32 protein-coding genes and 2 pseudogenes are annotated in these 21,607 nt (G+C 54.8%); 2 read left to right on the plus strand and 32 right to left on the minus strand.

The genetic code is table 11. The features are described from left to right. Positions 1 to 475 (minus strand): annotated as a pseudogene (locus CH74_RS06420) (dTDP-4-dehydrorhamnose reductase); the annotation flags it as partial. Between the two features lie 58 nt (positions 476 to 533). Between CH74_RS06420 and CH74_RS06425 the strand changes: the two are divergent. Further along, a complete protein-coding gene (locus CH74_RS06425; protein ID WP_048306648.1) occupies positions 534 to 1,130 on the plus strand; it encodes a DNA-3-methyladenine glycosylase in 597 nt (198 codons plus the stop codon). Positions 1,131 to 1,148: 18 nt separating this feature from the next. On the opposite strand, the gene ssb is transcribed toward CH74_RS06425, so the two are convergent. Together ssb and CH74_RS06435 are read right to left on the minus strand one after the other, a co-directional pair. Beyond that, positions 1,149 to 1,709 (minus strand): single-stranded DNA-binding protein, encoded by a 561-nt coding sequence (ssb, locus tag CH74_RS06430; protein WP_048306650.1) that lies wholly within the window; start codon positions 1,707 to 1,709, stop codon positions 1,149 to 1,151. A gap of 195 nt (positions 1,710 to 1,904) precedes the next feature. After that, a complete protein-coding gene (locus CH74_RS06435; RefSeq protein ID WP_048306651.1) occupies positions 1,905 to 3,290 on the minus strand; it encodes an MFS transporter in 1,386 nt (461 codons plus the stop codon). A gap of 199 nt (positions 3,291 to 3,489) precedes the next feature. On the opposite strand from CH74_RS06435, the gene uvrA reads away from it, so the two are divergent. Then, a complete protein-coding gene (uvrA, locus tag CH74_RS06440) occupies positions 3,490 to 6,366 on the plus strand; it encodes an excinuclease ABC subunit UvrA (protein WP_048306652.1) in 2,877 nt (958 codons plus the stop codon). 136 nt (positions 6,367 to 6,502) lie between these two features. Here the strand turns inward: uvrA and rplQ are convergent, their stop codons facing one another. The 29 genes and pseudogenes from rplQ to tuf form a co-directional block, all read right to left on the minus strand. After that, positions 6,503 to 6,889, minus strand: coding sequence for a 50S ribosomal protein L17 (rplQ, locus tag CH74_RS06445; protein ID WP_048306653.1), 387 nt, complete (start codon positions 6,887 to 6,889; stop codon positions 6,503 to 6,505). A 39-nt stretch (positions 6,890 to 6,928) separates the two neighbouring features. After that, the gene (gene rpoA / locus CH74_RS06450; RefSeq protein WP_048306654.1) at positions 6,929 to 7,927 is read right to left on the minus strand and encodes a DNA-directed RNA polymerase subunit alpha; all 999 of its coding nucleotides are present in this window, start codon (positions 7,925 to 7,927) and stop codon (positions 6,929 to 6,931) included. Positions 7,928 to 8,022: 95 nt separating this feature from the next. Next, a complete protein-coding gene (gene rpsD / locus CH74_RS06455) occupies positions 8,023 to 8,643 on the minus strand; it encodes a 30S ribosomal protein S4 (protein ID WP_048306655.1) in 621 nt (206 codons plus the stop codon). Between the two features lie 12 nt (positions 8,644 to 8,655). Next, positions 8,656 to 9,042, minus strand: a complete 387-nt coding sequence (gene rpsK / locus CH74_RS06460; protein WP_048306656.1) for a 30S ribosomal protein S11 — start codon at positions 9,040 to 9,042, stop codon at positions 8,656 to 8,658. A gap of 39 nt (positions 9,043 to 9,081) precedes the next feature. Then, on the minus strand, positions 9,082 to 9,438 hold the full coding sequence (gene rpsM / locus CH74_RS06465; protein ID WP_048306692.1) for a 30S ribosomal protein S13: 357 nt from the start codon (positions 9,436 to 9,438) through the stop codon (positions 9,082 to 9,084). Between the two features lie 124 nt (positions 9,439 to 9,562). Continuing rightward, complete coding sequence (gene rpmJ, locus CH74_RS18175; RefSeq protein WP_009099023.1) at positions 9,563 to 9,676, minus strand: 50S ribosomal protein L36; 114 nt, start codon at positions 9,674 to 9,676, stop codon at positions 9,563 to 9,565. Positions 9,677 to 9,707: 31 nt separating this feature from the next. Further along, positions 9,708 to 11,039 carry a preprotein translocase subunit SecY gene (gene secY / locus CH74_RS06470; protein WP_048306657.1) on the minus strand — a complete coding sequence of 444 codons (1,332 nt, stop codon included), beginning with the start codon at positions 11,037 to 11,039 and terminating at the stop codon, positions 9,708 to 9,710. Next, positions 11,040 to 11,474, minus strand: a complete 435-nt coding sequence (rplO, locus tag CH74_RS06475; RefSeq protein WP_048306658.1) for a 50S ribosomal protein L15 — start codon at positions 11,472 to 11,474, stop codon at positions 11,040 to 11,042. A 3-nt stretch (positions 11,475 to 11,477) separates the two neighbouring features. Then, positions 11,478 to 11,660, minus strand: coding sequence for a 50S ribosomal protein L30 (rpmD, locus tag CH74_RS06480; protein WP_048306659.1), 183 nt, complete (start codon positions 11,658 to 11,660; stop codon positions 11,478 to 11,480). A 7-nt stretch (positions 11,661 to 11,667) separates the two neighbouring features. Beyond that, the gene (gene rpsE, locus CH74_RS06485; RefSeq protein WP_048306660.1) at positions 11,668 to 12,168 is read right to left on the minus strand and encodes a 30S ribosomal protein S5; all 501 of its coding nucleotides are present in this window, start codon (positions 12,166 to 12,168) and stop codon (positions 11,668 to 11,670) included. Positions 12,169 to 12,179: 11 nt separating this feature from the next. After that, positions 12,180 to 12,530 carry a 50S ribosomal protein L18 gene (gene rplR / locus CH74_RS06490; protein WP_048306661.1) on the minus strand — a complete coding sequence of 117 codons (351 nt, stop codon included), beginning with the start codon at positions 12,528 to 12,530 and terminating at the stop codon, positions 12,180 to 12,182. Between the two features lie 9 nt (positions 12,531 to 12,539). After that, positions 12,540 to 13,070, minus strand: coding sequence for a 50S ribosomal protein L6 (gene rplF / locus CH74_RS06495; RefSeq protein WP_048306662.1), 531 nt, complete (start codon positions 13,068 to 13,070; stop codon positions 12,540 to 12,542). 9 nt (positions 13,071 to 13,079) lie between these two features. Continuing rightward, the gene (rpsH, locus tag CH74_RS06500) at positions 13,080 to 13,472 is read right to left on the minus strand and encodes a 30S ribosomal protein S8 (protein WP_048306663.1); all 393 of its coding nucleotides are present in this window, start codon (positions 13,470 to 13,472) and stop codon (positions 13,080 to 13,082) included. A 30-nt stretch (positions 13,473 to 13,502) separates the two neighbouring features. After that, positions 13,503 to 13,808 carry a 30S ribosomal protein S14 gene (rpsN, locus tag CH74_RS06505; protein WP_048306664.1) on the minus strand — a complete coding sequence of 102 codons (306 nt, stop codon included), beginning with the start codon at positions 13,806 to 13,808 and terminating at the stop codon, positions 13,503 to 13,505. 10 nt (positions 13,809 to 13,818) lie between these two features. Beyond that, positions 13,819 to 14,358, minus strand: a complete 540-nt coding sequence (gene rplE, locus CH74_RS06510; RefSeq protein WP_048306665.1) for a 50S ribosomal protein L5 — start codon at positions 14,356 to 14,358, stop codon at positions 13,819 to 13,821. A gap of 18 nt (positions 14,359 to 14,376) precedes the next feature. Continuing rightward, positions 14,377 to 14,694 carry a 50S ribosomal protein L24 gene (gene rplX / locus CH74_RS06515; RefSeq protein ID WP_048306666.1) on the minus strand — a complete coding sequence of 106 codons (318 nt, stop codon included), beginning with the start codon at positions 14,692 to 14,694 and terminating at the stop codon, positions 14,377 to 14,379. Between the two features lie 14 nt (positions 14,695 to 14,708). Continuing rightward, positions 14,709 to 15,080 (minus strand): 50S ribosomal protein L14, encoded by a 372-nt coding sequence (gene rplN / locus CH74_RS06520; protein WP_048306667.1) that lies wholly within the window; start codon positions 15,078 to 15,080, stop codon positions 14,709 to 14,711. 54 nt (positions 15,081 to 15,134) lie between these two features. After that, positions 15,135 to 15,395: a 30S ribosomal protein S17 gene (rpsQ, locus tag CH74_RS06525; protein ID WP_048306668.1), complete on the minus strand. Its 261-nt coding sequence runs from the start codon at positions 15,393 to 15,395 to the stop codon at positions 15,135 to 15,137. Between the two features lies 1 nt (position 15,396). Further along, positions 15,397 to 15,588, minus strand: coding sequence for a 50S ribosomal protein L29 (gene rpmC, locus CH74_RS06530; protein WP_048306669.1), 192 nt, complete (start codon positions 15,586 to 15,588; stop codon positions 15,397 to 15,399). Continuing rightward, entirely contained in the window at positions 15,588 to 16,001 is a 414-nt protein-coding gene (gene rplP / locus CH74_RS06535; RefSeq protein WP_048306670.1) for a 50S ribosomal protein L16, read from the minus strand. Before rplP ends, rpmC begins: the two co-directional genes overlap by 1 nt. A 15-nt stretch (positions 16,002 to 16,016) precedes the next feature. Then, the gene (rpsC, locus tag CH74_RS06540) at positions 16,017 to 16,718 is read right to left on the minus strand and encodes a 30S ribosomal protein S3 (protein WP_048306671.1); all 702 of its coding nucleotides are present in this window, start codon (positions 16,716 to 16,718) and stop codon (positions 16,017 to 16,019) included. A gap of 11 nt (positions 16,719 to 16,729) precedes the next feature. Next, complete coding sequence (gene rplV, locus CH74_RS06545; protein ID WP_048306672.1) at positions 16,730 to 17,062, minus strand: 50S ribosomal protein L22; 333 nt, start codon at positions 17,060 to 17,062, stop codon at positions 16,730 to 16,732. A gap of 17 nt (positions 17,063 to 17,079) precedes the next feature. Next, on the minus strand, positions 17,080 to 17,355 hold the full coding sequence (rpsS, locus tag CH74_RS06550) for a 30S ribosomal protein S19 (RefSeq protein ID WP_048306673.1): 276 nt from the start codon (positions 17,353 to 17,355) through the stop codon (positions 17,080 to 17,082). A 33-nt stretch (positions 17,356 to 17,388) separates the two neighbouring features. Next, positions 17,389 to 18,219: a 50S ribosomal protein L2 gene (gene rplB / locus CH74_RS06555; protein WP_048306674.1), complete on the minus strand. Its 831-nt coding sequence runs from the start codon at positions 18,217 to 18,219 to the stop codon at positions 17,389 to 17,391. Positions 18,220 to 18,235: 16 nt separating this feature from the next. Beyond that, positions 18,236 to 18,532: a 50S ribosomal protein L23 gene (rplW, locus tag CH74_RS06560; RefSeq protein WP_048306675.1), complete on the minus strand. Its 297-nt coding sequence runs from the start codon at positions 18,530 to 18,532 to the stop codon at positions 18,236 to 18,238. Beyond that, positions 18,529 to 19,137 carry a 50S ribosomal protein L4 gene (gene rplD / locus CH74_RS06565; protein ID WP_048306676.1) on the minus strand — a complete coding sequence of 203 codons (609 nt, stop codon included), beginning with the start codon at positions 19,135 to 19,137 and terminating at the stop codon, positions 18,529 to 18,531. The genes rplW and rplD overlap by 4 nt, the downstream gene beginning before the upstream one ends. Positions 19,138 to 19,150: 13 nt before the next feature. Further along, positions 19,151 to 19,788: pseudogene (rplC, locus tag CH74_RS06570) on the minus strand (50S ribosomal protein L3). A gap of 142 nt (positions 19,789 to 19,930) precedes the next feature. Continuing rightward, positions 19,931 to 20,242 (minus strand): 30S ribosomal protein S10, encoded by a 312-nt coding sequence (rpsJ, locus tag CH74_RS06575; RefSeq protein WP_011505728.1) that lies wholly within the window; start codon positions 20,240 to 20,242, stop codon positions 19,931 to 19,933. A 151-nt stretch (positions 20,243 to 20,393) separates the two neighbouring features. Next, positions 20,394 to 21,587: an elongation factor Tu gene (tuf, locus tag CH74_RS06580; protein WP_048306679.1), complete on the minus strand. Its 1,194-nt coding sequence runs from the start codon at positions 21,585 to 21,587 to the stop codon at positions 20,394 to 20,396. Positions 21,588 to 21,607 lie beyond the last annotated feature (20 nt).

The raw sequence follows: 21,607 nt of genomic DNA on the forward strand, positions 1-21,607 counted from the left end.
AAAGCTGCTCAATCAGTGTAGCTAACCAGGCATCGCTACCCTCAAGGGCAAACAATGGCCCCAGGCGTACGATCAAATGCTCCGGCAAATCCGCTCGAATACGATTGCCGGTGACAATCAACCGACGCAGACTCTCATCCCGTGGATGAGGAATTACATGCTCATCAATGGGTAGCTCGGCACCATCTTCATAAAGCTCATCCGAGACACACCACACCAAGGGAACACCGGCATGGCGACATAGTGCCAGACAGTGCTCCACGGCTTCAGCATGAGATTCCACCAACGCCGGCGTTGCATCACTGGGAGATGCCAAGGGCGGAATGATCAAGGCATCCGGGGCTACTTCTTCAAGCTGATCAGCGCTGAGCGTCAACGCCCGCGCAATTACTAGCTCAGTATCATTGCGTCGATTGGCTTGACGCGTAAATGCCAGACTCAAACAATGCCCTGCATCAAGAATCAACAGCTTCACGGCGCTTCCTTCTCCAAGAATGCAGGCCCAATATCATGATGATAGGGATCCTTTGGCAATGATCAACGATGGACCGTTAACCTCGAGCTTCTATGCGCGTCCGTCCTTAGAAGTCGCTCGGGATCTTCTAGGACGCTATCTTGTACACCTGCAAGATGATGAGTACATGGTAGGGCGTATTATCGAAACCGAAGCCTACGGCGGGGCCGAGGACAGCGCCAGCCATGCGACTCGCGGCCTTACGCCTCGCAATGCGCCCATGTTTGGCCCACCAGGGCGTGCCTATGTCTACCTGATATATGGTATCCACGATATGTTCAATCTGGTTACCGGATCATCAGGACAAGCAGGCGCCGTTTTGTTGAGAGCTATCGTTCCAGTCAAGGGCGAGGCCTTCATGATTGCTCGCCGCGGTGGCAAAAATGACCGTAATCTAGCGAATGGCCCTGGAAAACTTACCCAGGCAATGGGTATCACGGTGACGAAATTCAACCGCCATGATGTGTGTTTGGGAGAACGTCTGTGGCTGACTCAGGGAGCACCCGTTGATGATCGTGACGTGACAGCCGGTCCCCGAGTCGGTATTGACTACGCCGAACTCAAGGACCGGGAAGCTCCCTGGCGCTTGCTCTATCAACCAAACTCAACGAAATGAAGTATTTCGACATCGATTCTAGAACGGAATTTCGTCATCGAAATCATCGAAGCTGCCAGGATTGGGCGCACCGTAGTTATTCCCCTGCTGTCCGGCATTCCCTTGGCCACCCTGAGCGGGAGGCTGTTGCGCGGGGCGTGGGCTCTGACTTCCTTGGCCGCCACCCTGCTGGCCATAGCTATTCTGCTGGGCACCATAATTACTCTGCGACGGCTGAGCGTATTCGCCACCGCTCTGAGCGCCTCGAGAATCGAGCATCTGCATGTCGTTGCCAACGATCTCAGTACTGTAGCGATCCTGACCGTCCTGGCCTTGCCATTTACGGGTTTGCAGACGCCCTTCGATGTAGATGCGCGACCCTTTCTTGACATACTGCTGGGCGATCTCCGCCAACTTGTTGAACAGTACGACGCTATGCCACTCGGTTCGCTCTTGACGCTGGCCGCTTTGCTTGTCGGTCCAGCTATCGGTAGTGGCAATACGCAGATTGGCGACCGGATTGCCGGAAGGCAAAAACCGCACGTCCGGATCCTGCCCCAGATTGCCAATCAGGATGACCTTGTTTACGCCTCTAGCCATAGTTAATCACCTTTCCTTCTACAATCAATTAATTGGAAACCCAAGGCGCTCATCATTTCCGTTCGGCACAACAATGAGCGAGTCGATGGCTGTCAGGCAACCTAGAACGTTATGGGACGACAGTGTTGACGATTGCCAAATGATACACAAATGCCATAGGCGCCGCGCGTTGCGCATAGAGAAGTTGATTTAACGTCAGGCGCTCTTATGGTCCTGCCGAGTACCAATCACTTGAGCCAATGCTTGAGTATCGAGGCATTGGCGATCCACCTTGAGATAAGCAACACGCTCTTCGGGTACGACCAATACATCCTCGACACCGGCAACACCTGCAAAGCGGGCCATCAAGGTATCCAGGGCATCACCCTGATGCGTCGAGTCCAATGCCACCACTTCGCTAGACAAATGACGAGGCGCTTGCATCTTCCAAATGATTGCCAGCCATACTAAAGCAAATCCAGCGGCCCCCAGAAATACTGCGTCGTAGCCAAAATGCTGGGATAGCGCACCGCCCAACACACCCCCCAAGAAAGCTCCCAGGAATTGGCTGGTGGAATATACCCCCATAGCGGTTCCCTTTGCGCCCGCCGGGGCCAATTTGCTAATCATCGAAGGCAACGTCGCCTCCATTAGATTGAAAGCGACGAAAAAGGCCCAGAGCAAGACGATCAACATCCAACGTTGATGACTTGCCTCCCCCAGCAGCAGCAATACCAGCACCATACTGGCCACTGCCCCAATAAAGATAACGCGCATGCGCCGGTACTTTTCGGCAATGATGACCAAAGGCACCATGCCGACAAAAGCCAATGCCATTACTCCCAAATAGACCCAACCCTGCTGCGCAGGCTCGATACCAACATCAACCAGGCGAAACGGAACCGCCACGAAAGCTGCCATCAAGATCAGATGCAAGGCAAAGATCGAGAAATCAAGACGCAGCAAATCACTGCGCGTCAGCGTATCCCGCAGCTGACTACGATCCAGCCCAACGTCCTTGTGACGCGCTCGTCGTGGGGCTGCCGGCACCAGCCGCCACAACACAAGCAGACTCAGCAAAGCCAGGCCCGCGGTAAACCAGAAGACGCCCGCGAGTCCGAAGGAGGCCGCGATCAGCGGACCAAGCACCATGGCTACCGCAAAGGCCACGCCAATCGACAGACCGATGGTGGCCATGGCTGCGGTACGAATCTCTTCTCGGGTCTGATCGGCGAGCAAGGCCATGATAGCGCCAGCCACTGCACCGCTACCTTGCATACAACGCCCAGCAATGACGCCACCGATGGTTGTTGCTTCCGCAGCGACGATACTGCCCAGGGCGAACAGCACCAGACCACCGGCGATTACACCCTTGCGTCCGATACGATCGGACAGCAGTCCGAAGGGGATCTGCAATACAGCTTGGGTCAACCCATAGATACCCAGAGCCAAACCGACTAGCAGAGGCGTGGCGCCTGCAAGGTCGTCGGCATACAGCGCCAACACTGGTAGCACCATGAACAGCCCAAGCATGCGCGTGGAATAAAGACTGGCCAAGCCGACGATGGCTCGTCGCTCAGTGGAAAGTAAACGAATGGTCATGAAGTAGGTCGCACACTGAATGAAAAGCGGTTCGCCAGGCCGTGGTACAGGACGATGAACGTTTTAAGTACGGTAAAAAAGAAGCCCGGCAGCAGATCGAGTATTCTACCGATACCACCGCTATTAGGAAAAGTACGACATCGTTTTGCCGCATCATTAGGCAGGCGTATAATCGAGCTTTTGCGCTGCCGAGGTGGTAATGGACAAGATTCAGGTCAGGGGTGCACGCACTCATAACCTCAAGAACATCGATGTCGAACTGCCGCGGGACAAGTTGATCGTGGTGACCGGGCTATCAGGCTCCGGCAAGTCATCTTTGGCTTTCGACACGCTTTACGCCGAAGGGCAACGCCGTTACGTCGAGTCGCTTTCCACCTATGCCCGCCAGTTTCTGTCGATGATGGAAAAGCCTGACATGGACCATATCGAAGGGCTGTCACCGGCGATTTCCATTGAGCAAAAATCTACGTCTCATAACCCGCGTTCCACTGTCGGTACGATTACCGAAATCTACGACTATCTACGCTTGCTGTTCGCCCGGGCCGGCACGCCACGCTGCCCACAGCATGGTACCGATCTAGAAGCCCAGACTATCTCTCAGATGGTCGACCAGGTCCTGAACCTGCCTGAAGGCAGCAAACTGATGCTCATGGCCCCTGTGGTCAAGGGTCGTAAAGGCGAGCATCTACAGCTGATCAGTGAGCTTCGCGCTCAAGGCTTCGTACGGGCCATGATCGATGGCCAGGTATTGGAACTTGACGATATCGCGCCCCTGGAAAAGAACAAGAAACATGATATCAGCGTCGTGGTGGATAGAATAAAGGTTCGAGAAGACTTGCAGCAGCGCTTGGCCGAATCCTTCGAGACCGCTCTTAACTTGGCCGATGGCATCGCTTTAGTACATTTCATGGACGATGAACAGGAGGACATCACTTTTTCGGCGCGGTTTGCCTGCCCGGTCTGCGGTTACTCCATCGCCGAGCTAGAGCCAAGGATGTTTTCCTTCAACAACCCGGCTGGCGCCTGTCCGACCTGTGATGGCCTCGGCGTGCAACAGTTCTTCGATGCAGAGAAGCTGATCAGTCATCCCGAACTCTCCTTGGCTGAAGGGGCAATCAAAGGCTGGGATCGGCGCAGCGTTTACTACTTCAATCAGCTACAGGCACTGGCCAAGCATTATCGATTTAAATTGGAGACATCCTGGGCTGAGCTTGCGCGGCACGAGCGCGATATCGTGCTCAACGGCAGTGGCGATGATGTCGTTGCCTTCAGCTATGTCAATGATCGGGGACGCAAGGTTACCCGCGAACATCCCTTCGAAGGTGTGCTGCCCAATATGCAGCGGCGCTACCGCGAGACTGAGTCGAACATGGTGCGGGATGATCTTGCCAAGTATCTAGCCGTGCAGCCTTGCCCAACGTGCCAAGGTAGCCGGTTACGTAAGGAATCGCGTCATGTCTTCGTCGATGACTACACCCTGCCCCAAATGGTGCGCTTGCCGATTGGCGAAGCCTGGCAGTATTTCAAGACCTTGACGCTTCCCGGACGCAAAGGCGAGATTGCCCTCAAGATTGTCAATGAGATTCATGCACGCCTGGAATTTCTGGTTAACGTCGGGCTTGATTATCTCAACCTGGAACGCAGCGCGGATACGCTTTCTGGCGGCGAGGCTCAGCGTATTCGCCTAGCAAGCCAGATCGGCGCGGGGCTGGTTGGCGTCATGTACATTCTGGATGAGCCTTCTATCGGCCTTCACCAACGCGACAATGACCGCCTGCTCAAAACCCTCGTTCATCTTCGCGACCTGGGCAACACGGTGATCGTGGTCGAGCATGACGAAGATGCCATTCGCGCTGCGGATCACGTACTAGATATCGGCCCCGGTGCTGGCGTACACGGCGGTCGTGTCGTGGCTCAGGGCACACCGGATGACATCGAAAGTAGTGAAGAGTCTCTTACCGGCCAGTATCTGGCCGGCTCACGGCGTATCGAGATTCCACCTTATCGAATCCCGTGCAACCCGGAGAAAATGCTTCGCTTGAGTGGCGCCACCGGAAATAACCTGCAAGATGTTACCCTAGAGCTTCCTTTAGGTTTATTCGTTTGTGTAACCGGGGTTTCAGGATCGGGGAAATCGACCTTGATCAACTCAACCCTGATGCCGATCGCCGCTTGCGAGCTAAACCGCGCCACCACCCTTACGCCAGCACCCTACAAAAAGATTGAGGGTCTTGATCAGCTTGACAAGATTATCGATATCGACCAAAGCCCTATCGGTCGCACGCCGCGGTCCAATCCGGCTACCTACACCGGTATCTTTACGCCCATTCGCGAACTGTTTGCCGGCACCCAGGAGGCGCGCTCCCGAGGTTACAAACCGGGCCGTTTTTCTTTCAATGTCAAAGGTGGACGCTGCGAGGCTTGCCAGGGCGAGGGTATGATCAAGGTCGAGATGCACTTCCTGCCGGACATCTACGTTCCCTGCGATGTGTGCAAGGGCAAGCGGTACAATCGTGAAACCCTCGAGGTCAACTACAAGGACAAAAATATCCACGAGGTGCTGGAGATGACCGTGGAAGAGGCCCTGGAATTCTTCAGCCCGGTCCCGGTAATCGCGCGCCGCCTGCAGACCCTGATCGATGTGGGACTGTCCTATGTACGTTTAGGCCAAAGTGCCACGACTCTTTCCGGCGGCGAAGCACAGCGGGTCAAGTTGGCTAGAGAGCTTGCCAAGCGCGATACCGGCCAGACCCTGTATATTCTCGACGAGCCAACGACTGGGCTCCATTTCGAGGATATTCGCCAGCTGTTGACGGTGCTTCATCGCCTACGCGATCACGGCAATACCATTGTGGTCATCGAGCACAATCTGGATGTCATAAAGACTGCGGACTGGGTGACGGACCTGGGGCCAGAAGGAGGCTCCGGCGGTGGACGCATTATTGCCGAAGGCACGCCGGAGCAGGTTGCCGATATGGAGATATCGCACACGGGTCGTTTTCTCAAGCCACTGTTAGCGCACAAACCAGGCGGCAGCAAGTCACGGGCCAAGGACATTGCTGCCAGCAGCGCCTGATACCTTTTCTTGTCATAAATCCGGCCCTATCTTTGGCCGGTTCAAGGCGCTCTCGAATCAATGCATCACAAAAAACCGGTCCAAAAGGACCGGTTTTGATACGACGATGTCACCCAGCACCAAAGGTGCGAAAAGACTACTCTTCGCCGGCTGCCTCATCGGCAACGGAACGATCGACCAGCTCAACAAACGCCATGGGTGCATTGTCTCCAGCACGAAAACCGCACTTGAGAATACGCACGTAGCCACCAGGGCGATCAACATAGCGTGGGCCTAGCTCATTAAATAGCTTACCCACGGCTTCCTTGGAGAGCGTACGGCTGAACGCTAAACGTCGATTGGCGACGCTGTCTTGCTTGGACAAGGTGATCAGCGGCTCGATATGACGACGCAGCTCCTTGGCCTTAGGCAGAGTCGTCTTGATGACCTCGTGCTCGACCAGTGAAACGCACATGTTCTTGAACATTGCCTGGCGGTGCGAGCTGGTACGATTCAGATGACGACCACTCTTACGATGACGCATGGTTGTAATTCCTTACCAAACGGGGACTAGAGTCGGCGCTCACGCGGAAGCCTTGTCGTCCTTCAAGCTAGAAGGCGGCCAGTTCTCCAGCCGCATGCCAAGTGACAAACCACGAGCTGCCAACACATCCTTGATTTCATTCAGGGACTTCTTGCCGAGATTAGGTGTCTTCAACAGCTCTACCTCGGTACGCTGAATCAGATCGCCGATGTAATAGATGTTCTCGGCCTTCAGACAGTTGGCACTGCGAACCGTCAGCTCGAGGTCATCTACAGGACGCAACAGAATGGGATCAACATGATCCTCTTCTATTTCGCTTTCCTGCTCCTTATCGACTTCCAGATCGACGAACGCTCCCAATTGCTCTTGAAGAATGGTGGCGCTACGCCGAATCGCTTCTTCGGGATCAAGAGTACCATCGGTCTCGAGATCGATGATCAACTTGTCGAGATCGGTACGCTGCTCGACACGTGCAGCTTCAACTGAATAGGAGACACGACGCACCGGGCTAAATGTTGCATCCAACTGCAAACGACCAATGGTGCGAGCCTCGTCATCAGCTTCTGCGCGCACATCCGCAGGCTCGTAACCACGACCCCGTGCAATCCTGAGCTGCATCTTCAGCTCTGCACCCTCATTGATATGAGCGATTACATGATCAGGATTAACAATATCCACGTCGTGGTCGGTGGCAATGTCGCCAGCCGTTACAATGCCGGGCCCCTGCTTGTTCAATGACAGGGTGGCCTCATCACGACTATGCATTTTGACCGACACATCCTTGAGATTCAGAAGCATCTCGATGACGTCTTCCTGAACACCTTCGATCGCGCTATATTCGTGATCGACACCTGCAATTTCAACTTCCACCACGGCACACCCGGGCATGGAAGACAGCAAAATGCGACGCAGGGCGTTACCCAGAGTATGTCCAAAACCACGCTCGAAGGGTTCGAGCACGATTTTTGCATGGTGTGCACTAATTTCTTCGACCTTGATATCACGAGGACGAAGAAATTCTGTTACTGAACGCTGCATATGAACACCTTTCAGGCTGCCAAACGGATACTTGGTACTCGGTGGCCGAACCCGATAAAAGCTTAGGGTTCGGCCTCAAACATAAACAAATGAGTTTACTTCGAGTACAGCTCGACGATCAGATTTTCGTTGATGTCGGCAGACAAGTCGCCGCGTTCCGGGACAGCCTTGAAAGTGCCTTCCATCTTCTTGGAATCGACATCGATCCAGGTCACGTCACCACGCTGGCCAGCCAGCTGCAGAGCATGCTGAATGCGCGCCTGATTCTTCGATTTTTCACGAACTGCCACGACATCGCCGGGCTTGACCTGATAGGACGCAATGTTTACTCGCTTACCGTTCACAGTGATCGCCTTATGGCTGACCAGCTGGCGAGCTTCTGAACGAGTCGAACCAAAGCCCATGCGATAAACGACGTTGTCCAGTCGGGATTCGAGCAACTGAAGCAACAGCTCACCGGTCGCCCCCTTCAAGCGGGCGGCTTCCTTGTAGTAGTTGCGAAACTGTTTCTCGAGTACGCCATAAATACGACGTACTTTCTGCTTCTCGCGAAGCTGCAAGCCGTAGTCGGAAAGACGCTGACGGCGCTGGCCGTGCACACCCGGAATCTGTTCGGATTTGCACTTTTTCTCGAAGGGAGTAACACCACTCTTTAAAAAGAGATCGGTACCCTCGCGACGAGACAATTTGCACTTCGGTCCAATATAACGTGCCATGAGTCTCTCTCCTTAAACGCGGCGTTTCTTCGGCGGACGACAGCCGTTATGGGGAACGGGCGTCGCGTCGGTGATGCTTTGCACGCGGAAGCCGGCGGCATTTAATGCCCGCACGGCAGACTCACGGCCAGGACCAGGGCCCTTGACCAGTACGTCGACGTTTTTCACACCATACTCGGCTGCAGCAGTCGCTGCACGCTCGCTTGCTACTTGAGCAGCGAACGGGGTGCTCTTACGAGAACCACGAAAACCCGAACCACCGGAAGTTGCCCACGAAAGAGCATTCCCTTGGCGGTCTGTGATCGTCACGATCGTGTTGTTAAAAGAGGCATGGATATGCGCAATCGCATCCACGACCTGCTTTTTAACCTTCTTGCGGTTACTGCGCGGGTTAGCCATGTTGATGTTTCTTCCTGTCTAAACGCCAGAACATGCGTATTATTTGCGAATCGGCTTACGCGGACCTTTACGGGTACGCGCATTGGTCTTGGTGCGCTGTCCACGCAACGGAAGACCACGGCGATGACGCAGACCACGATAGCAACCCAGATCCATGAGACGCTTGATATTCAGCGTGACATCACGGCGAAGGTCGCCTTCAACGGTATATTTGCCAACTTCAGACCGTAGAGTATCCAGCTCTTCAGCGGATAGCTCCTGGATCTTGCTAGTCGGCGCAATGCCGGCTGCGGCACAAACTGCCTGTGCACGCGTACGGCCAATCCCGAAGATATAGGTCAGCGAGATCGCCGCATGCTTGTTGTCCGGGATATTGACGCCTGCAATACGGGCCATCAGCTTACTCCGAAATTTGAGCGGCTTGCTCGGTTTATCGTCCACAAAAGGCGCAATAGCATACCCTTTCGCCCACAAAAGAGCAACAGGGTATGCCTACACCCACCTTCATCAAGCGCTGGGATTAACCCTGGCGCTGTTTGTGCCGCGGCTCGATGCAAATGACGCGAACTGCGCCATTACGCCGAATGATCTTACAATTGCGACACATTTTCTTGACAGAAGCTCGAACCTTCATCGTTCTCTCCATTACACGGTGGCGTACGCTTCTAGCGCATTAAACCGCCGCTACCATAGCCTTTCAGGTTGGACTTCTTCATCACCGATTCATATTGATGTGACATCAGGTGCGATTGCACTTGCGCCATGAAATCCATGATTACCACTACTACGATCAGCAAAGAGGTGCCGCCAAAGAAGAAGGGCACGTTCCAGGCAATGATCAAGAACTGAGGCATCAGGGAAACCGCGGTGATATAAAGGGCACCGAACAAGGTTAGACGTGTCATGACCTTATCAATATAGCGAGCAGTCTGCTCACCTGGACGTATGCCCGGCAAGAAAGCGCCCGACTTCTTGAGATTGTCGGCCACGTCCTTGGGATTGAAAACCAGCGCTGTATAAAAGAAGCAGAAGAATACCACCGCAGCGGCAAAAAGCAAGATGTACAGCGGTTGCCCTGGTCCCAGGGACTGCGATGCGGCCTGCAGCCACTCAAATCCTTCGGCGGAACCAACCCACTGACCAATTGATGCTGGAAACAGCAGGATACTAGAGGCAAAGATCGCGGGAATAACGCCTGCCATATTAACCTTTAGCGGTAGATAGCTGCTTTGACCTGCATACATCTTGTTGCCAACTTGACGTCGTGGATAATTCACGGTGATGCGGCGTTGACCGCGCTCAATGAAGACCACGAACGCAACAGTTGCGATTGCCAATGCTGTTAGCGCCAATAGGGGCAAAACATTCCATGCACCATCGTTTCGCGCTAGTTCAAAGGACTGCCCAATCGCTCCGGGAAGACCTGCGACTATACCTGCAAAAATCAGCAACGAGATGCCATTGCCAATCCCTTTCTCGGTGATTTGCTCACCCAGCCACATCAGGAATACCGCACCGGCGACAAAAGAAACAATCGCAGTGAAGTAGAAACTGAAGTCGCTGGTGTAGGTGACTCCCTGCCCGACCAGACCGACTGCCATGCCGGTTGCCTGAATCAAGGCCAGTACGACGGTGCCGTAGCGAGTGTACTGGCTGATCTTACGACGCCCGGCCTCGCCTTCCTTCTTCAGCTGCTCTAGCCGAGGCGAGGTTGCTGTCAGAAGCTGCATGATGATCGACGCGGAAATATAGGGCATTATACCCAGCGCGAGAATACTCATGCGCTCCAGCGCACCACCCGAGAACATGTTGAACAGACTCAGAATGGTGCCCTGATTCTCTCTGAACAAGGCAGCAAGCTGATCAGGATTGATGCCCGGAACGGGAATATGAGCACCAATGCGGTACACCACAATGGCGATGAACACAAAACGCAGTCGCGCCCAGAGCTCACTCAAACCACTACCCGTTGCCGGCATGTTTCCTGATTTAGCCATTTAGTCCTCGACCTTGCCACCAGCGGCTTCGATAGCATCACGGGCACCCTTTGTGACCTTGAGCCCGCGTACGGTAACCGCCTTGTTAAGTTCGCCAGACAGAATGACTTTTGCATACTGCGTAGCATTCTTGAGCACATTGGCTTTCTTGAGCGCGGCCAAATCGGCCACATCGCCATCAACTTTACCAAGCTCAGCCAAACGAACTTCTTCTGATACCAGAGACTTGGCAGAAGTGAAGCCGTACTTAGGCAGACGTCGCTGCAAAGGCATCTGACCGCCCTCGAAACCAGGCTTCACGCTACCACCTGAACGGGACTTGAGGCCTTTATGTCCACGGCCACCTGTCTTGCCAAGACCAGAGCCGATACCACGTCCGACACGCTTGGCCGAGTGCTTGGAGCCCGGTGCCGGGCTCAAACTATTGAGTTTCATGGATTACTCTCCCTCAACGCGTACAAGGTAATTAACCTTGTTGACCATGCCGCGTACGGCTGGGGTGTCTTCCAACTCGACTGTATGACCAATACGACGCAGCCCAAGCCCTTTCATAGTGGCCTTGTGCTTTTCCAGCACGCCGATAGTACTACGCGTCTGAGTAACTTTAATCGAAGCTGCCATGATTGCCTTACCCCGCGATCTCTTCGACGGACAAGCCACGCTTGGCGGCAATGTCATCCGGCGCCTGCATGGCAGAGAGACCATTGATGGTCGCTCGCACCACGTTTACCGGGTTAGTAGAACCGTAACACTTTGCCAAGACGTCATGGACGCCAGCCAATTCGAGTACGGAGCGCATGGCGCCACCCGCGATGATCCCGGTACCTTCAGAGGCCGGCTGCATATATACCTTGGAGGCACCGTGCCGAGCCTTGACCGGGTACTGCAGCGTGCTACCGCTCAAACTAACCTTGATCATGTTGCGACGCGCCTGATCCATGGCTTTCTGGATCGCGACCGGCACTTCTCGCGCCTTGCCACGACCGAAACCCACGCGACCATTGCCATCGCCAACGACGGTCAGAGCAGTAAAACCGAAGATTCGGCCACCCTTAACCACCTTGGCGACGCGATTGACCTGCACAAGCTTCTCTTGCAAATCACCGCTTTGCTGTTCGTTCTTCGCCATCGTAAAACCCTTTAGAATTCCAGGCCGCCCTCACGAGCGGCATCGGCCAGGGCCTTGACCCGACCGTGGTACTTGAACCCGGCGCGGTCGAAGGCAACTTGTTTGATGCCCGCTTCTTTGGCGCGTTCGGCAATCAATGCACCCACTTTAGCTGCAGCATCCGCATTACCCGTGCCACTCTCACGCATCGACTTATCCAACGTGGAAGCGCTGGCCAACACCTCGTCGCCTTGCGGCGAGATGACCTGCGCATAAATGTGGCGCGGAGTGCGGTTGACACATAGGCGGTACACGCCCAGCTCGCGGATCTTAGCGCGAGCACGGCGGGCACGACGGAGACGAGACTCTTTCTTCGCGTTCATAACCCTGCCTTACTTCTTCTTAGCTTCTTTGCGACGGACCTGTTCGTTACCGTACCGAATCCCCTTGCCTTTATAAGGCTCGGGAGGACGGAAGGCACGAATTTCCGCAGCGACCTGACCGAGCTGCTGCTTATCGGCGCTTTTTAGCACGATAACGGTGTTCTTCGGCGTTTCCACCGACACACCTTCAGGCAGCGTATACTCGACCGGATGGGAGAAGCCCAATGTCAAGTTTAGCGTCTTGCCATTAGCCTGAGCACGATAGCCGACGCCGTTGATTTCGAGAGTTTTGGTAAACCCTTCGGACACACCAGTTACCATGTTCTGAACCAAAGCCCGAGTGGTACCAGCCATCGCCCAGCTCTTGGTTTTTTCACTCGGATTGAAGGTCAACTGGCCATCTTCCTGACCGATCACCACATCGGGATGAACGATCATACCAAGTGTGCCCTGGCCGCCTTTAATGGAAAGCTTGTCGCCATCGAGCTTGGTCTCGACGCCGCTGGGCAATTTGATCGGATACTTGGCTATGCGGGACATTCGTCACTCCTAGAATACGGTGCAGATGACTTCGCCACCAACGCCAGCATGACGCGCCGCACGATCGGTCATCACGCCTTGGGAGGTGGATACGATCGCAACGCCGAGGCCATCCGCAACTTTCGGTAGCTCACCCTTGCCTTTGTAAATTCGCAAAGAGGGCTTAGAAACACGCTGAATGTGTTCGATGACCGGCTTACCCTCAAAATATTTAAGGGTGACAGACAACTCTGGCTTGACGCCTTCAGCGACCGCAAAGTCATTGATGTAACCTTCTTGCTTCAACACGCGGGCCACTTCTACTTTGAGCTTAGAGGACGGCATAGAAACCGCTTCCTTAGTGGCCATCTGCGCGTTACGGATACGAGTGAACATATCCGCCAACGTATCTTGCATACTCATTACGTTACGCTCCTGATTCTCGACATGGCGTTACCAGCTGGACTTCTTGAGTCCAGGGACGTCGCCACGCATCGCGGCTTCGCGCAACTTGTTGCGGCCCAGCCCGAATTTGTTGTAGAAGCCGTGAGGACGACCCGTGATACGACACCGGTTGGTGCGTCGAACCGGGCTTGAATCCCGCGGCAACGACTGCAACTTCAGCTGAGCATCGAAATGCTCTTCGTCAGAAGCGTTGACGTCATGAATGATGGCTTTGAGCTCTGCACGCTTGGCGGCATATTTGTCAACCAGCTTCGCGCGCTTGAGCTCTCGCTCGATCATGCTTTTCTTTGCCATGATGCTACCCTTATTTCTTGAACGGGAAGTTCAGCGCGCTCAGCAGAGCACGACCTTCTTCATCGCTGGTGGCAGTCGTGGTGATCGTTACATCCAGCCCGCGAATCCGATCGATTTTATCATACTCGAGCTCGGGGAAGATGATCTGTTCACGCACACCCATTGAGTAGTTGCCACGCCCATCGAAGGATTTCGGGTTGAGACCACGGAAGTCCCGTACCCGAGGAATCGCGATGTTTACCAAGCGATCCAGAAAATCCCACATGCGCTCGCTGCGCAAGGTGACCTTGATGCCGATCGGCCATCCTTCGCGGACCTTGAAGCCAGCGATGGATTTGCGCGCCTTGGTGACTACCGGCTTCTGACCGGAGAGCTTTTCCATGTCGGCAACCGCGTTGTCGATCAGCTTTTTATCGCTAGTCGCCTCGCCGATGCCCATGTTGAGGGTCACCTTGGTTATCCGTGGCACCTGCATCACATTGGCATAGCTGAACTGCTCTTTGAGCCCTACCATTACTTCGTTTTGATAACGTTCTTTCAAGTTCGCCATTTTGCTACCCGACTCGCGTTAGGCGTCGATCTGCTTCTGCGTCGACTTGTAGATACGTACCTTGGTACCGTCTTCCGATATCTGGAAGCCGACGCGATCCGCTTTGCCGGTCTCCGAATTGAAGATAGCCACGTTGGACGCGTGAATCGGAGCCTCGCGCTCGACGATACCCCCCTGGTTGCCCGCCATGGGGTTGGGCTTGGTGTGACGCTTTATCATATTCACACCGGACACGACATAACGGCTGTTCTGAAGAACCCGCTTGATCGTGCCACGCTTGCCCTTGTCCTTGCCGGCAATGACGATCACTTCATCGTCACGTTTGATCTTTTGCATATCCGCCTCGCTCCTTACAGCACTTCAGGCGCCAAGGAAATGATCTTCATGAACTTTTCGTTACGCAGTTCACGAGTTACCGGTCCGAAGATACGGGTTCCGATTGGCTGTTCGTTGGTGTTGTTCAACAGAACCGCCGCATTTCCGTCGAAGCGAATCAGCGATCCGTCAGAGCGACGGACGCCACTCCTGGTACGGACAACCACTGCCTTCATGACCTGGCCCTTCTTGACCTTGCCACGGGGAATGGCTTCCTTAACCGTCACCTTAATGATGTCACCAACGCGGGCGTAGCGGCGGTGAGAACCGCCCAGCACCTTGATGCATTGCACCCGGCGCGCCCCGCTATTGTCAGCGACATCCAGCATTGTCTGTGTCTGAATCATCGGTTTTCTCCAAACCTAATCTGGCTGCACTGATTGCAAAGTGTTTCGTCGAACTCAGCCACGGGCTTGTTCAACAACCTCGACCAGTGTCCAGGACTTTTTCTTCGACAGCGGGCGGCACTCTTCGATGGAAACCGTATCGCCCTGCTTCGCCTGGTTCGCCTCGTCATGGGCGTGCAGCTTGGTGGAGCGCTTAACGTATTTGCCATAGATCGGATGACGCTCGCGGCGCTCGATCATTACGACGATGGATTTATCCATCTTGTCGCTCACCACCCTGCCGGTGAGCGTACGGGCTTTCTTTTCTTCGGCCATCTCAGTTACCTGCCTTCTCGTTGAGCACCGTCTTCACGCGGGCGATATCCCGGCGCACCTGCTTGAGCAGATGAGTCTGGCTCAATTGGCCGGTAGCCTTTTGCATGCGCAGATTGAACTGCTCGCGAAGGAGCTCAAAAAGTTGCTCCTGCAGTGCGTCAGCCGACTTTTCACGAATTTCCTGAGCTTTCATCACATCACCGTCCGTTTCACAAAGGTGGTGGAGACGGGCATCTTACGCGCCGCAAGAGTAAACGCCTCACGCGCCAGCTCCTCAGAAACGCCTTCGATTTCATAAAGCACTCTACCGGGCTGGATCTGCGCGACCCAATACTCGACAGAGCCCTTGCCTTTACCCATCCGGACTTCGAGTGGCTTCTCGGTAATCGGCTTGTCCGGGAACACGCGGATCCAGATTTTACCGCCACGCTTTACATGACGGGTGATGGCACGACGACCCGCTTCGATCTGACGTGCGGTAATACGTCCGCGGCCGATCGCCTTGAGACCGTACTCACCGAAGCTCACCTTGCTTCCGCGATGAGCCAGACCGCGGTTACGGCCCTTCATCATCTTGCGGAACTTCATACGCTTGGGTTGCAACATTGACTACATCTCCCCTTACTTGGAACCTTTCTTCTTAGGTGCGGGCTGGCTTTGCGGCTGCTTCTGCTTGGCGCGCACCTCTTCAATGCCCCCGAGGATTTCACCCTTGAAGATCCAAACCTTGACGCCGATGACGCCATAGGTGGTGTGAGCTTCGTAGGTGGCGTAGTCAATATCCGCACGCAAGGTGTGTAGTGGCACACGGCCTTCGCGATACCACTCGGTCCTCGCAATTTCCGCACCGCCAAGGCGACCGGACAGCTGAATCTTGATACCGCCAGCACCGAGACGCATGGCATTTTGCACCGCGCGCTTCATTGCACGACGGAACATGACACGACGCTCAAGCTGCCCCGCTACGTTCTGAGCTACCAGCGCTGCATCAAGCTCCGGCTTGCGAACTTCTTCGATATTGACGTGTACCGGAACACCCATCATGTCGGCCACTTCGCGACGCAAGCGATCCACATCCTCGCCCTTCTTACCAATCACGATACCCGGACGAGCAGTGTGAATGGTGATACGGGCATTGTTCGCCGGACGCTCAATGGTGATGCGGCTCACGGAGGCGTTCTTTAGACGCTGCTCCAGAAAACGACGTACTTCAAGGTCGTTGTTCAACTTGTCGGCATAAGCACCGCGCTCGGCATACCAGACCGATGTATGGTCCTTGACGATGCCCAGCCGAATACCTGTCGGATGTACTTTCTGACCCATGTGGTCGACTCCTACTTCTCGGCTACCTTGACGGTGATATGGCAAGTACGCTTCAAAATGCGATCCGCACGGCCCTTGGCACGCGGCTGGATACGCTTGAGCGTCATGCCCTCATCGACACAGATGGTCGAGACGCGCAGCTCATCGATGTCCATGCCGTTATTTTCTTCCGCGTTCGCAATGGCGGACTGAAGCGTCTTCTTGACCAGTTTGGCTGCCTTCTTCGGTGAGAAGGTCAGCAGGTCGAGCGCTTCGGCGACCGGTCTACCGCGCACCAGATCAGCCACCAAACGGGCCTTCTGGGCGGATAAACGAGCGCCACGCAGCTTAGCTGTGACTTCCATCTCTAATCCTCTCTGGCTTACCGTTTGGCTTTCCTGTCCGCCGCATGGCCGCGATAGGTGCGGGTAGCAGCGAATTCACCCAGCTTGTGGCCAACCATTTCCTCGGAGACATGCACCGGGACATGTTGGCGACCGTTATGGACGGCAATGGTGAGCCCGACCATATTGGGCAGGATCATTGAGCGACGCGACCAGGTCTTGATCGGTTTGCGATCGCTCTTCTCCACTGCAGTCTCAACCTTCTTCAGCAGATGAAGGTCAATAAATGGACCTTTCTTCAGTGAACGTGGCACAGCCGTTACCTCTTGATATCTAGACTTTTAATCTCAGTTCCGAAGCTTGCGGCGACGGATGATGAGCTTGTCGGTGCGCTTGTTCTTACGGGTCTTATGACCCTTGGTAGGAACGCCCCACGGGGTAACCGGATGCCGACCGCCACTTGTGCGACCTTCACCACCCCCGTGCGGGTGATCCACCGGATTCATGGCAACACCGCGAACCGTTGGACGTACACCACGCCAACGCTTGGCACCGGCCTTACCCAACTGACGAAGGCTGTGCTCTGAATTACTTACTTCACCAAGAGTCGCGCGACACTCCGCCAGAATTCTACGCGTCTCACCAGAGCGAAGGCGCAAAGTGGCATAGTTGCCTTCTCGGGCAACCAATTGGGCACTAGTACCGGCACTACGAGCTATCTGAGCGCCTTTACCAGGTTTGAGCTCGATACAATGTACGGTGGAACCTACCGGAATGTTGCGCAAAGGCAAGGCATTGCCACGCTTGATCGCGGCATTAACTCCGGATTCGACCATATCGCCAGCATTGAGCCCTTTAGGGGCAATAACGTAGCGGCGTTCACCGTCACGATACTTTAGCAATGCAATATGGGCACTACGGTTCGGATCGTATTCAAGGCGTTCGACAACCGCGGGAATGCCATCCTTGATACGCTTGAAATCGATCAGACGATAATGATGACGATGACCACCGCCAATATGACGGGTAGTGATACGTCCATGATTATTGCGTCCACCGGACTTGGACTGCTTCTCCACCAAGGCGGCATGTGGCCGTCCCTTGTGAAGTCCATCGCTGACGACCTTGACCAGATGGCGACGGCCGGCGGATGTGGGTTTGGTCTTAACTACTGCCATGATCCTTGCTCCTGCCTTATTCGACGCCAGAGAAGTCTTCGAGGGTCTCGCCGGCGGCCAACGTCACGTAGGCCTTGCGATACCCCTTGCGCAAGCCTGTCCCGTGCGCAGTGCGCTTAGTCTTGCCCTTCATGTTCAGGACCTGCACGCGATCGACTTTCTTGTCGAAGAGGGCTTCAACGGCTTTTTTGATCTCGGGCTTGGTCGCATCCTTAGCCACCTTGAACACATACTGATTGTTCTCGGCTGCAAAGGCGGCCTTCTCGGTCATGTGAGGTCCGAGCAGAACCTTGAATACGCGCTCCTGGTTCATGCCAGCTTCTCCTCGAATTTACGCAATGCGGAGACCGTGACCAGCACCTTGTCAAAGGCAACCAGGCGCACTGGATCAGCGGCAGCAACATTGACCACGTCCACATTAGGATTGTTTCGTGCGGCCAGATAAAGCTTTTCGTCAATCTCATCGGTCACGATCAACACTTTTTCTAAATCGAGCTCTTTCAGCTTACCGACCAGTTGCTTAGTCTTGGGCGAGTCGACCACAAACTCTTCAACCGCTACCAAGCGTTCCTGACGCACCAGTTCGGAAAGAATCGAGCGCATTGCCGCGCGATACATCTTGCGATTGACTTTCTGAGTGTAATCTTGGGGGCGAGCCGCGAAGGTTACTCCGCCACTGCGCCACAGAGGCGAGCGTATGGTGCCAGCGCGAGCGCGACCAGTACCCTTTTGACGCCAAGGCTTCTTACCACCGCCACTTACTTCGGAGCGCGTCTTCTGGGCACGGGTGCCTTGGCGACCAGCAGCCAGGTATGCAGTGACAACCTGATGCACCAGTGCTTCGTTGAACTCTTTGCCAAAGGTAGCGTCGGCAATTTCGACGGTGCCAGCACTAGCACCTACAAGATTGAGATTCATTAATCTTTACCCCTCAGCGAGCTTTGACGGCACGACGAACGACCACATCGCCACCCGGCGCACCTGGCACGGCACCCTTGATCAGCAACAAGTTACGCTCGGTATCGACACGGACAATTTCCAGGCTCTGTACCGTAACCCGCGTATTACCGAGCTGACCGGCCATTTTCTTGCCCTTGAAGACGCGACCCGGCGTCTGACACATACCGATGGAACCCGGCGCCGATGGGACAGAGAGTTACCGTGGGTCATGTCTTGGGTGCGGAAGTTCCAACGCTTTACGGCGCCTTGAAACCCTTTACCTTTGGAGGTACCGGTCACATCGATCTTTTGACCAGCTTCGAAGAGGGATACGGTGAATTCGCCACCCACCTCAGGAATGTCATCGCCCTCATCCAGGCGAAATTCCATCAGGGAACGACCAGCCTCGATACCCGCCTTGGCATATTGGCCTGCAGCCGCCTTGGTCAGGTGTTTGGCTTTGCGGGAACCGGTTGTTACCTGTACAGCGCGATAGCCGTCAGACTCAAGGGTCTTGACGAGAGTTACGCGGTTAGGCTCAACCTCGATAACGGTTACAGGCAAGGAATCGCCATTTTCGGTAAAAACGCGGGTCATACCGCTTTTTTTACCGACTAAACCGATAGTCATGTTCAGTCTCCTTTAGTGTACGGGGCTATCACCCGCTATGGCTGCCCTTTCCAGAGCATTCCACTAGCACATTGTATGGCGCCATCCCGGCGCGGCGGCAGCAACTGGATCGAAAGCGGCTTACCGCAAGTGTCTAGTGTGGTTAATCAAGCTTGATCTGGACGTCCACGCCAGCAGCGAGGTCGAGTTTCATTAGTGCATCAACGGTTTTTTCTGTCGGCTCGACGATATCGAGCACCCGCTTGTGAGTGCGAATTTCGTACTGATCCCGCGCATCCTTGTTGACGTGCGGCGAAATCAATACTGTGTAGCGCTCACGATTGGTCGGTAGCGGAATCGGCCCACGCACTTGAGCACCAGTACGCTTCGCGGTATCCACGATTTCTTGAGCGGACTGATCAATCAAGCGGTGGTCGAAGGCTTTCAACCGAATGCGAATCTTCTGGTTCTGCATTAGCCCTGAACTCCAATGGATGACGACAGCGCGAGCCGTCTACCCACGCATTTAAAGGATGCGAATTATAGACATGCTCGAGACGAGAGTCAAACACGATATAGAAAAGGGGCTCCTCACGGAGCCCCTTCGATCTTACTTAACGTACGGTTTACTCGACGATCTTGGCGACGACACCTGCACCAACGGTACGACCACCTTCACGGATAGCAAAACGCAAACCGTCTTCCATGGCGATGGGCGCAATCAGGGTAACAACCATTTGCACGTTGTCGCCGGGCATGACCATCTCAACGCCTTCCGGTAATTCACAGGTACCGGTTACATCGGTGGTACGGAAATAGAACTGCGGACGATAGCCTTTGAAGAACGGCGTATGACGACCGCCTTCTTCCTTGGACAGGATGTAGACTTCCGACTCGAACTTGGTATGCGGAGTGATCGAGCCTGGCTTGGCCAATACCTGACCACGCTCGACATCGTCACGCTTGGTACCACGCAGCAATGCACCAACGTTTTCACCCGCACGCCCTTCGTCGAGCAACTTACGGAACATCTCGACACCGGTCACGGTAGTTTTGGTAGTGTCCTTGAGGCCGACAATCTCTACTTCATCGCCGGTTTTTACGATACCGCGTTCGATACGGCCGGTAACCACGGTGCCGCGACCAGAGATGGAGAACACGTCTTCAATCGGCATCAAGAACGGCTGATCGATGGCACGCTCGGGCTCTGGGATATAGTCATCCAATGCTTTGATCAGATTGGCAACGGCAGTCGTTCCCATACCGTTATCATCCTTACCCTCAAGCGCCATCAGAGCAGAGCCGATAATGATGGGGGTGTCGTCGCCCGGGAAGTCGTATTCGCTGAGGAGCTCACGCACTTCCATTTCCACCAGTTCAAGCAGCTCTTCGTCATCGACCATGTCGGCCTTGTTGAGGAACACGACAATGAAGGGAACGCCAACCTGACGGGACAGCAGGATGTGCTCGCGAGTCTGCGGCATCGGGCCGTCCGCGGCGCTACACACCAAGATGGCACCATCCATTTGGGCCGCACCGGTGATCATGTTCTTGACATAATCGGCGTGTCCCGGGCAATCGACATGCGCATAGTGGCGATCTTCAGACTGATACTCGACGTGGGAAGTTGCGATCGTGATACCACGCTCGCGCTCTTCCGGTGCATTGTCGATGCTAGCGAATTCACGCCAGTCTCCGCCGAAAACTTCAGCGGAAACGCGTGTGAGTGCCGCAGTCAGCGTGGTCTTGCCGTGGTCGACGTGACCGATGGTGCCGACGTTGATATGCGGTTTGGAACGCTCAAATTTTGCCTTAGCCACTGCTATAACCTCTTTACGTT

This window comes from Halomonas sp. PR-M31, from assembly GCF_001039575.1.
Taxonomy (GTDB): Bacteria; Pseudomonadota; Gammaproteobacteria; order Pseudomonadales; family Halomonadaceae; genus Modicisalibacter.

What these genes read in the sequence shown, in the direction of transcription:
- rpmJ (WP_009099023.1), bottom strand. Translation starts at nt 9,676, where the DNA reads ATGAAGGTTCGAGCTTCTGTCAAGAAAATGTGTCGCAATTGTAAGATC.
- rplE (WP_048306665.1), bottom strand. Translation starts at nt 14,358, where the DNA reads ATGGCGAACTTGAAAGAACGTTATCAAAACGAAGTAATGGTAGGGCTC.
- rplN (WP_048306667.1), bottom strand. Translation starts at nt 15,080, where the DNA reads ATGATTCAGACACAGACAATGCTGGATGTCGCTGACAATAGCGGGGCG.
- rpsQ (WP_048306668.1), bottom strand. Translation starts at nt 15,395, where the DNA reads ATGGCCGAAGAAAAGAAAGCCCGTACGCTCACCGGCAGGGTGGTGAGC.
- rplV (WP_048306672.1), bottom strand. Translation starts at nt 17,062, where the DNA reads ATGGAAGTCACAGCTAAGCTGCGTGGCGCTCGTTTATCCGCCCAGAAG.
- rpmC (WP_048306669.1), bottom strand. Translation starts at nt 15,588, where the DNA reads ATGAAAGCTCAGGAAATTCGTGAAAAGTCGGCTGACGCACTGCAGGAG.
- rplP (WP_048306670.1), bottom strand. Translation starts at nt 16,001, where the DNA reads ATGTTGCAACCCAAGCGTATGAAGTTCCGCAAGATGATGAAGGGCCGT.
- CH74_RS06435 (WP_048306651.1), bottom strand. Translation starts at nt 3,290, where the DNA reads ATGACCATTCGTTTACTTTCCACTGAGCGACGAGCCATCGTCGGCTTG.
- uvrA (WP_048306652.1), top strand. Translation starts at nt 3,490, where the DNA reads ATGGACAAGATTCAGGTCAGGGGTGCACGCACTCATAACCTCAAGAAC.
- rplD (WP_048306676.1), bottom strand. Translation starts at nt 19,137, where the DNA reads ATGAATCTCAATCTTGTAGGTGCTAGTGCTGGCACCGTCGAAATTGCC.
- rpsM (WP_048306692.1), bottom strand. Translation starts at nt 9,438, where the DNA reads ATGGCCCGTATTGCAGGCGTCAATATCCCGGACAACAAGCATGCGGCG.
- rplQ (WP_048306653.1), bottom strand. Translation starts at nt 6,889, where the DNA reads ATGCGTCATCGTAAGAGTGGTCGTCATCTGAATCGTACCAGCTCGCAC.
- rplX (WP_048306666.1), bottom strand. Translation starts at nt 14,694, where the DNA reads ATGCAAAAGATCAAACGTGACGATGAAGTGATCGTCATTGCCGGCAAG.
- rplR (WP_048306661.1), bottom strand. Translation starts at nt 12,530, where the DNA reads ATGAACGCGAAGAAAGAGTCTCGTCTCCGTCGTGCCCGCCGTGCTCGC.
- rplW (WP_048306675.1), bottom strand. Translation starts at nt 18,532, where the DNA reads ATGAACCAGGAGCGCGTATTCAAGGTTCTGCTCGGACCTCACATGACC.
- rpsN (WP_048306664.1), bottom strand. Translation starts at nt 13,808, where the DNA reads ATGGCAAAGAAAAGCATGATCGAGCGAGAGCTCAAGCGCGCGAAGCTG.
- rplO (WP_048306658.1), bottom strand. Translation starts at nt 11,474, where the DNA reads ATGAAACTCAATAGTTTGAGCCCGGCACCGGGCTCCAAGCACTCGGCC.
- rpmD (WP_048306659.1), bottom strand. Translation starts at nt 11,660, where the DNA reads ATGGCAGCTTCGATTAAAGTTACTCAGACGCGTAGTACTATCGGCGTG.
- rpsH (WP_048306663.1), bottom strand. Translation starts at nt 13,472, where the DNA reads ATGAGTATGCAAGATACGTTGGCGGATATGTTCACTCGTATCCGTAAC.
- rpsC (WP_048306671.1), bottom strand. Translation starts at nt 16,718, where the DNA reads ATGGGTCAGAAAGTACATCCGACAGGTATTCGGCTGGGCATCGTCAAG.
- rpoA (WP_048306654.1), bottom strand. Translation starts at nt 7,927, where the DNA reads ATGCAGCGTTCAGTAACAGAATTTCTTCGTCCTCGTGATATCAAGGTC.
- CH74_RS06425 (WP_048306648.1), top strand. Translation starts at nt 534, where the DNA reads ATGATCAACGATGGACCGTTAACCTCGAGCTTCTATGCGCGTCCGTCC.
- rpsE (WP_048306660.1), bottom strand. Translation starts at nt 12,168, where the DNA reads ATGGCGAAGAACGAACAGCAAAGCGGTGATTTGCAAGAGAAGCTTGTG.
- rpsK (WP_048306656.1), bottom strand. Translation starts at nt 9,042, where the DNA reads ATGGCTAACCCGCGCAGTAACCGCAAGAAGGTTAAAAAGCAGGTCGTG.
- secY (WP_048306657.1), bottom strand. Translation starts at nt 11,039, where the DNA reads ATGGCTAAATCAGGAAACATGCCGGCAACGGGTAGTGGTTTGAGTGAG.
- rplF (WP_048306662.1), bottom strand. Translation starts at nt 13,070, where the DNA reads ATGTCCCGCATAGCCAAGTATCCGATCAAATTGCCCAGCGGCGTCGAG.
- rpsJ (WP_011505728.1), bottom strand. Translation starts at nt 20,242, where the DNA reads ATGCAGAACCAGAAGATTCGCATTCGGTTGAAAGCCTTCGACCACCGC.
- rpsD (WP_048306655.1), bottom strand. Translation starts at nt 8,643, where the DNA reads ATGGCACGTTATATTGGACCGAAGTGCAAATTGTCTCGTCGCGAGGGT.
- ssb (WP_048306650.1), bottom strand. Translation starts at nt 1,709, where the DNA reads ATGGCTAGAGGCGTAAACAAGGTCATCCTGATTGGCAATCTGGGGCAG.
- rplB (WP_048306674.1), bottom strand. Translation starts at nt 18,219, where the DNA reads ATGGCAGTAGTTAAGACCAAACCCACATCCGCCGGCCGTCGCCATCTG.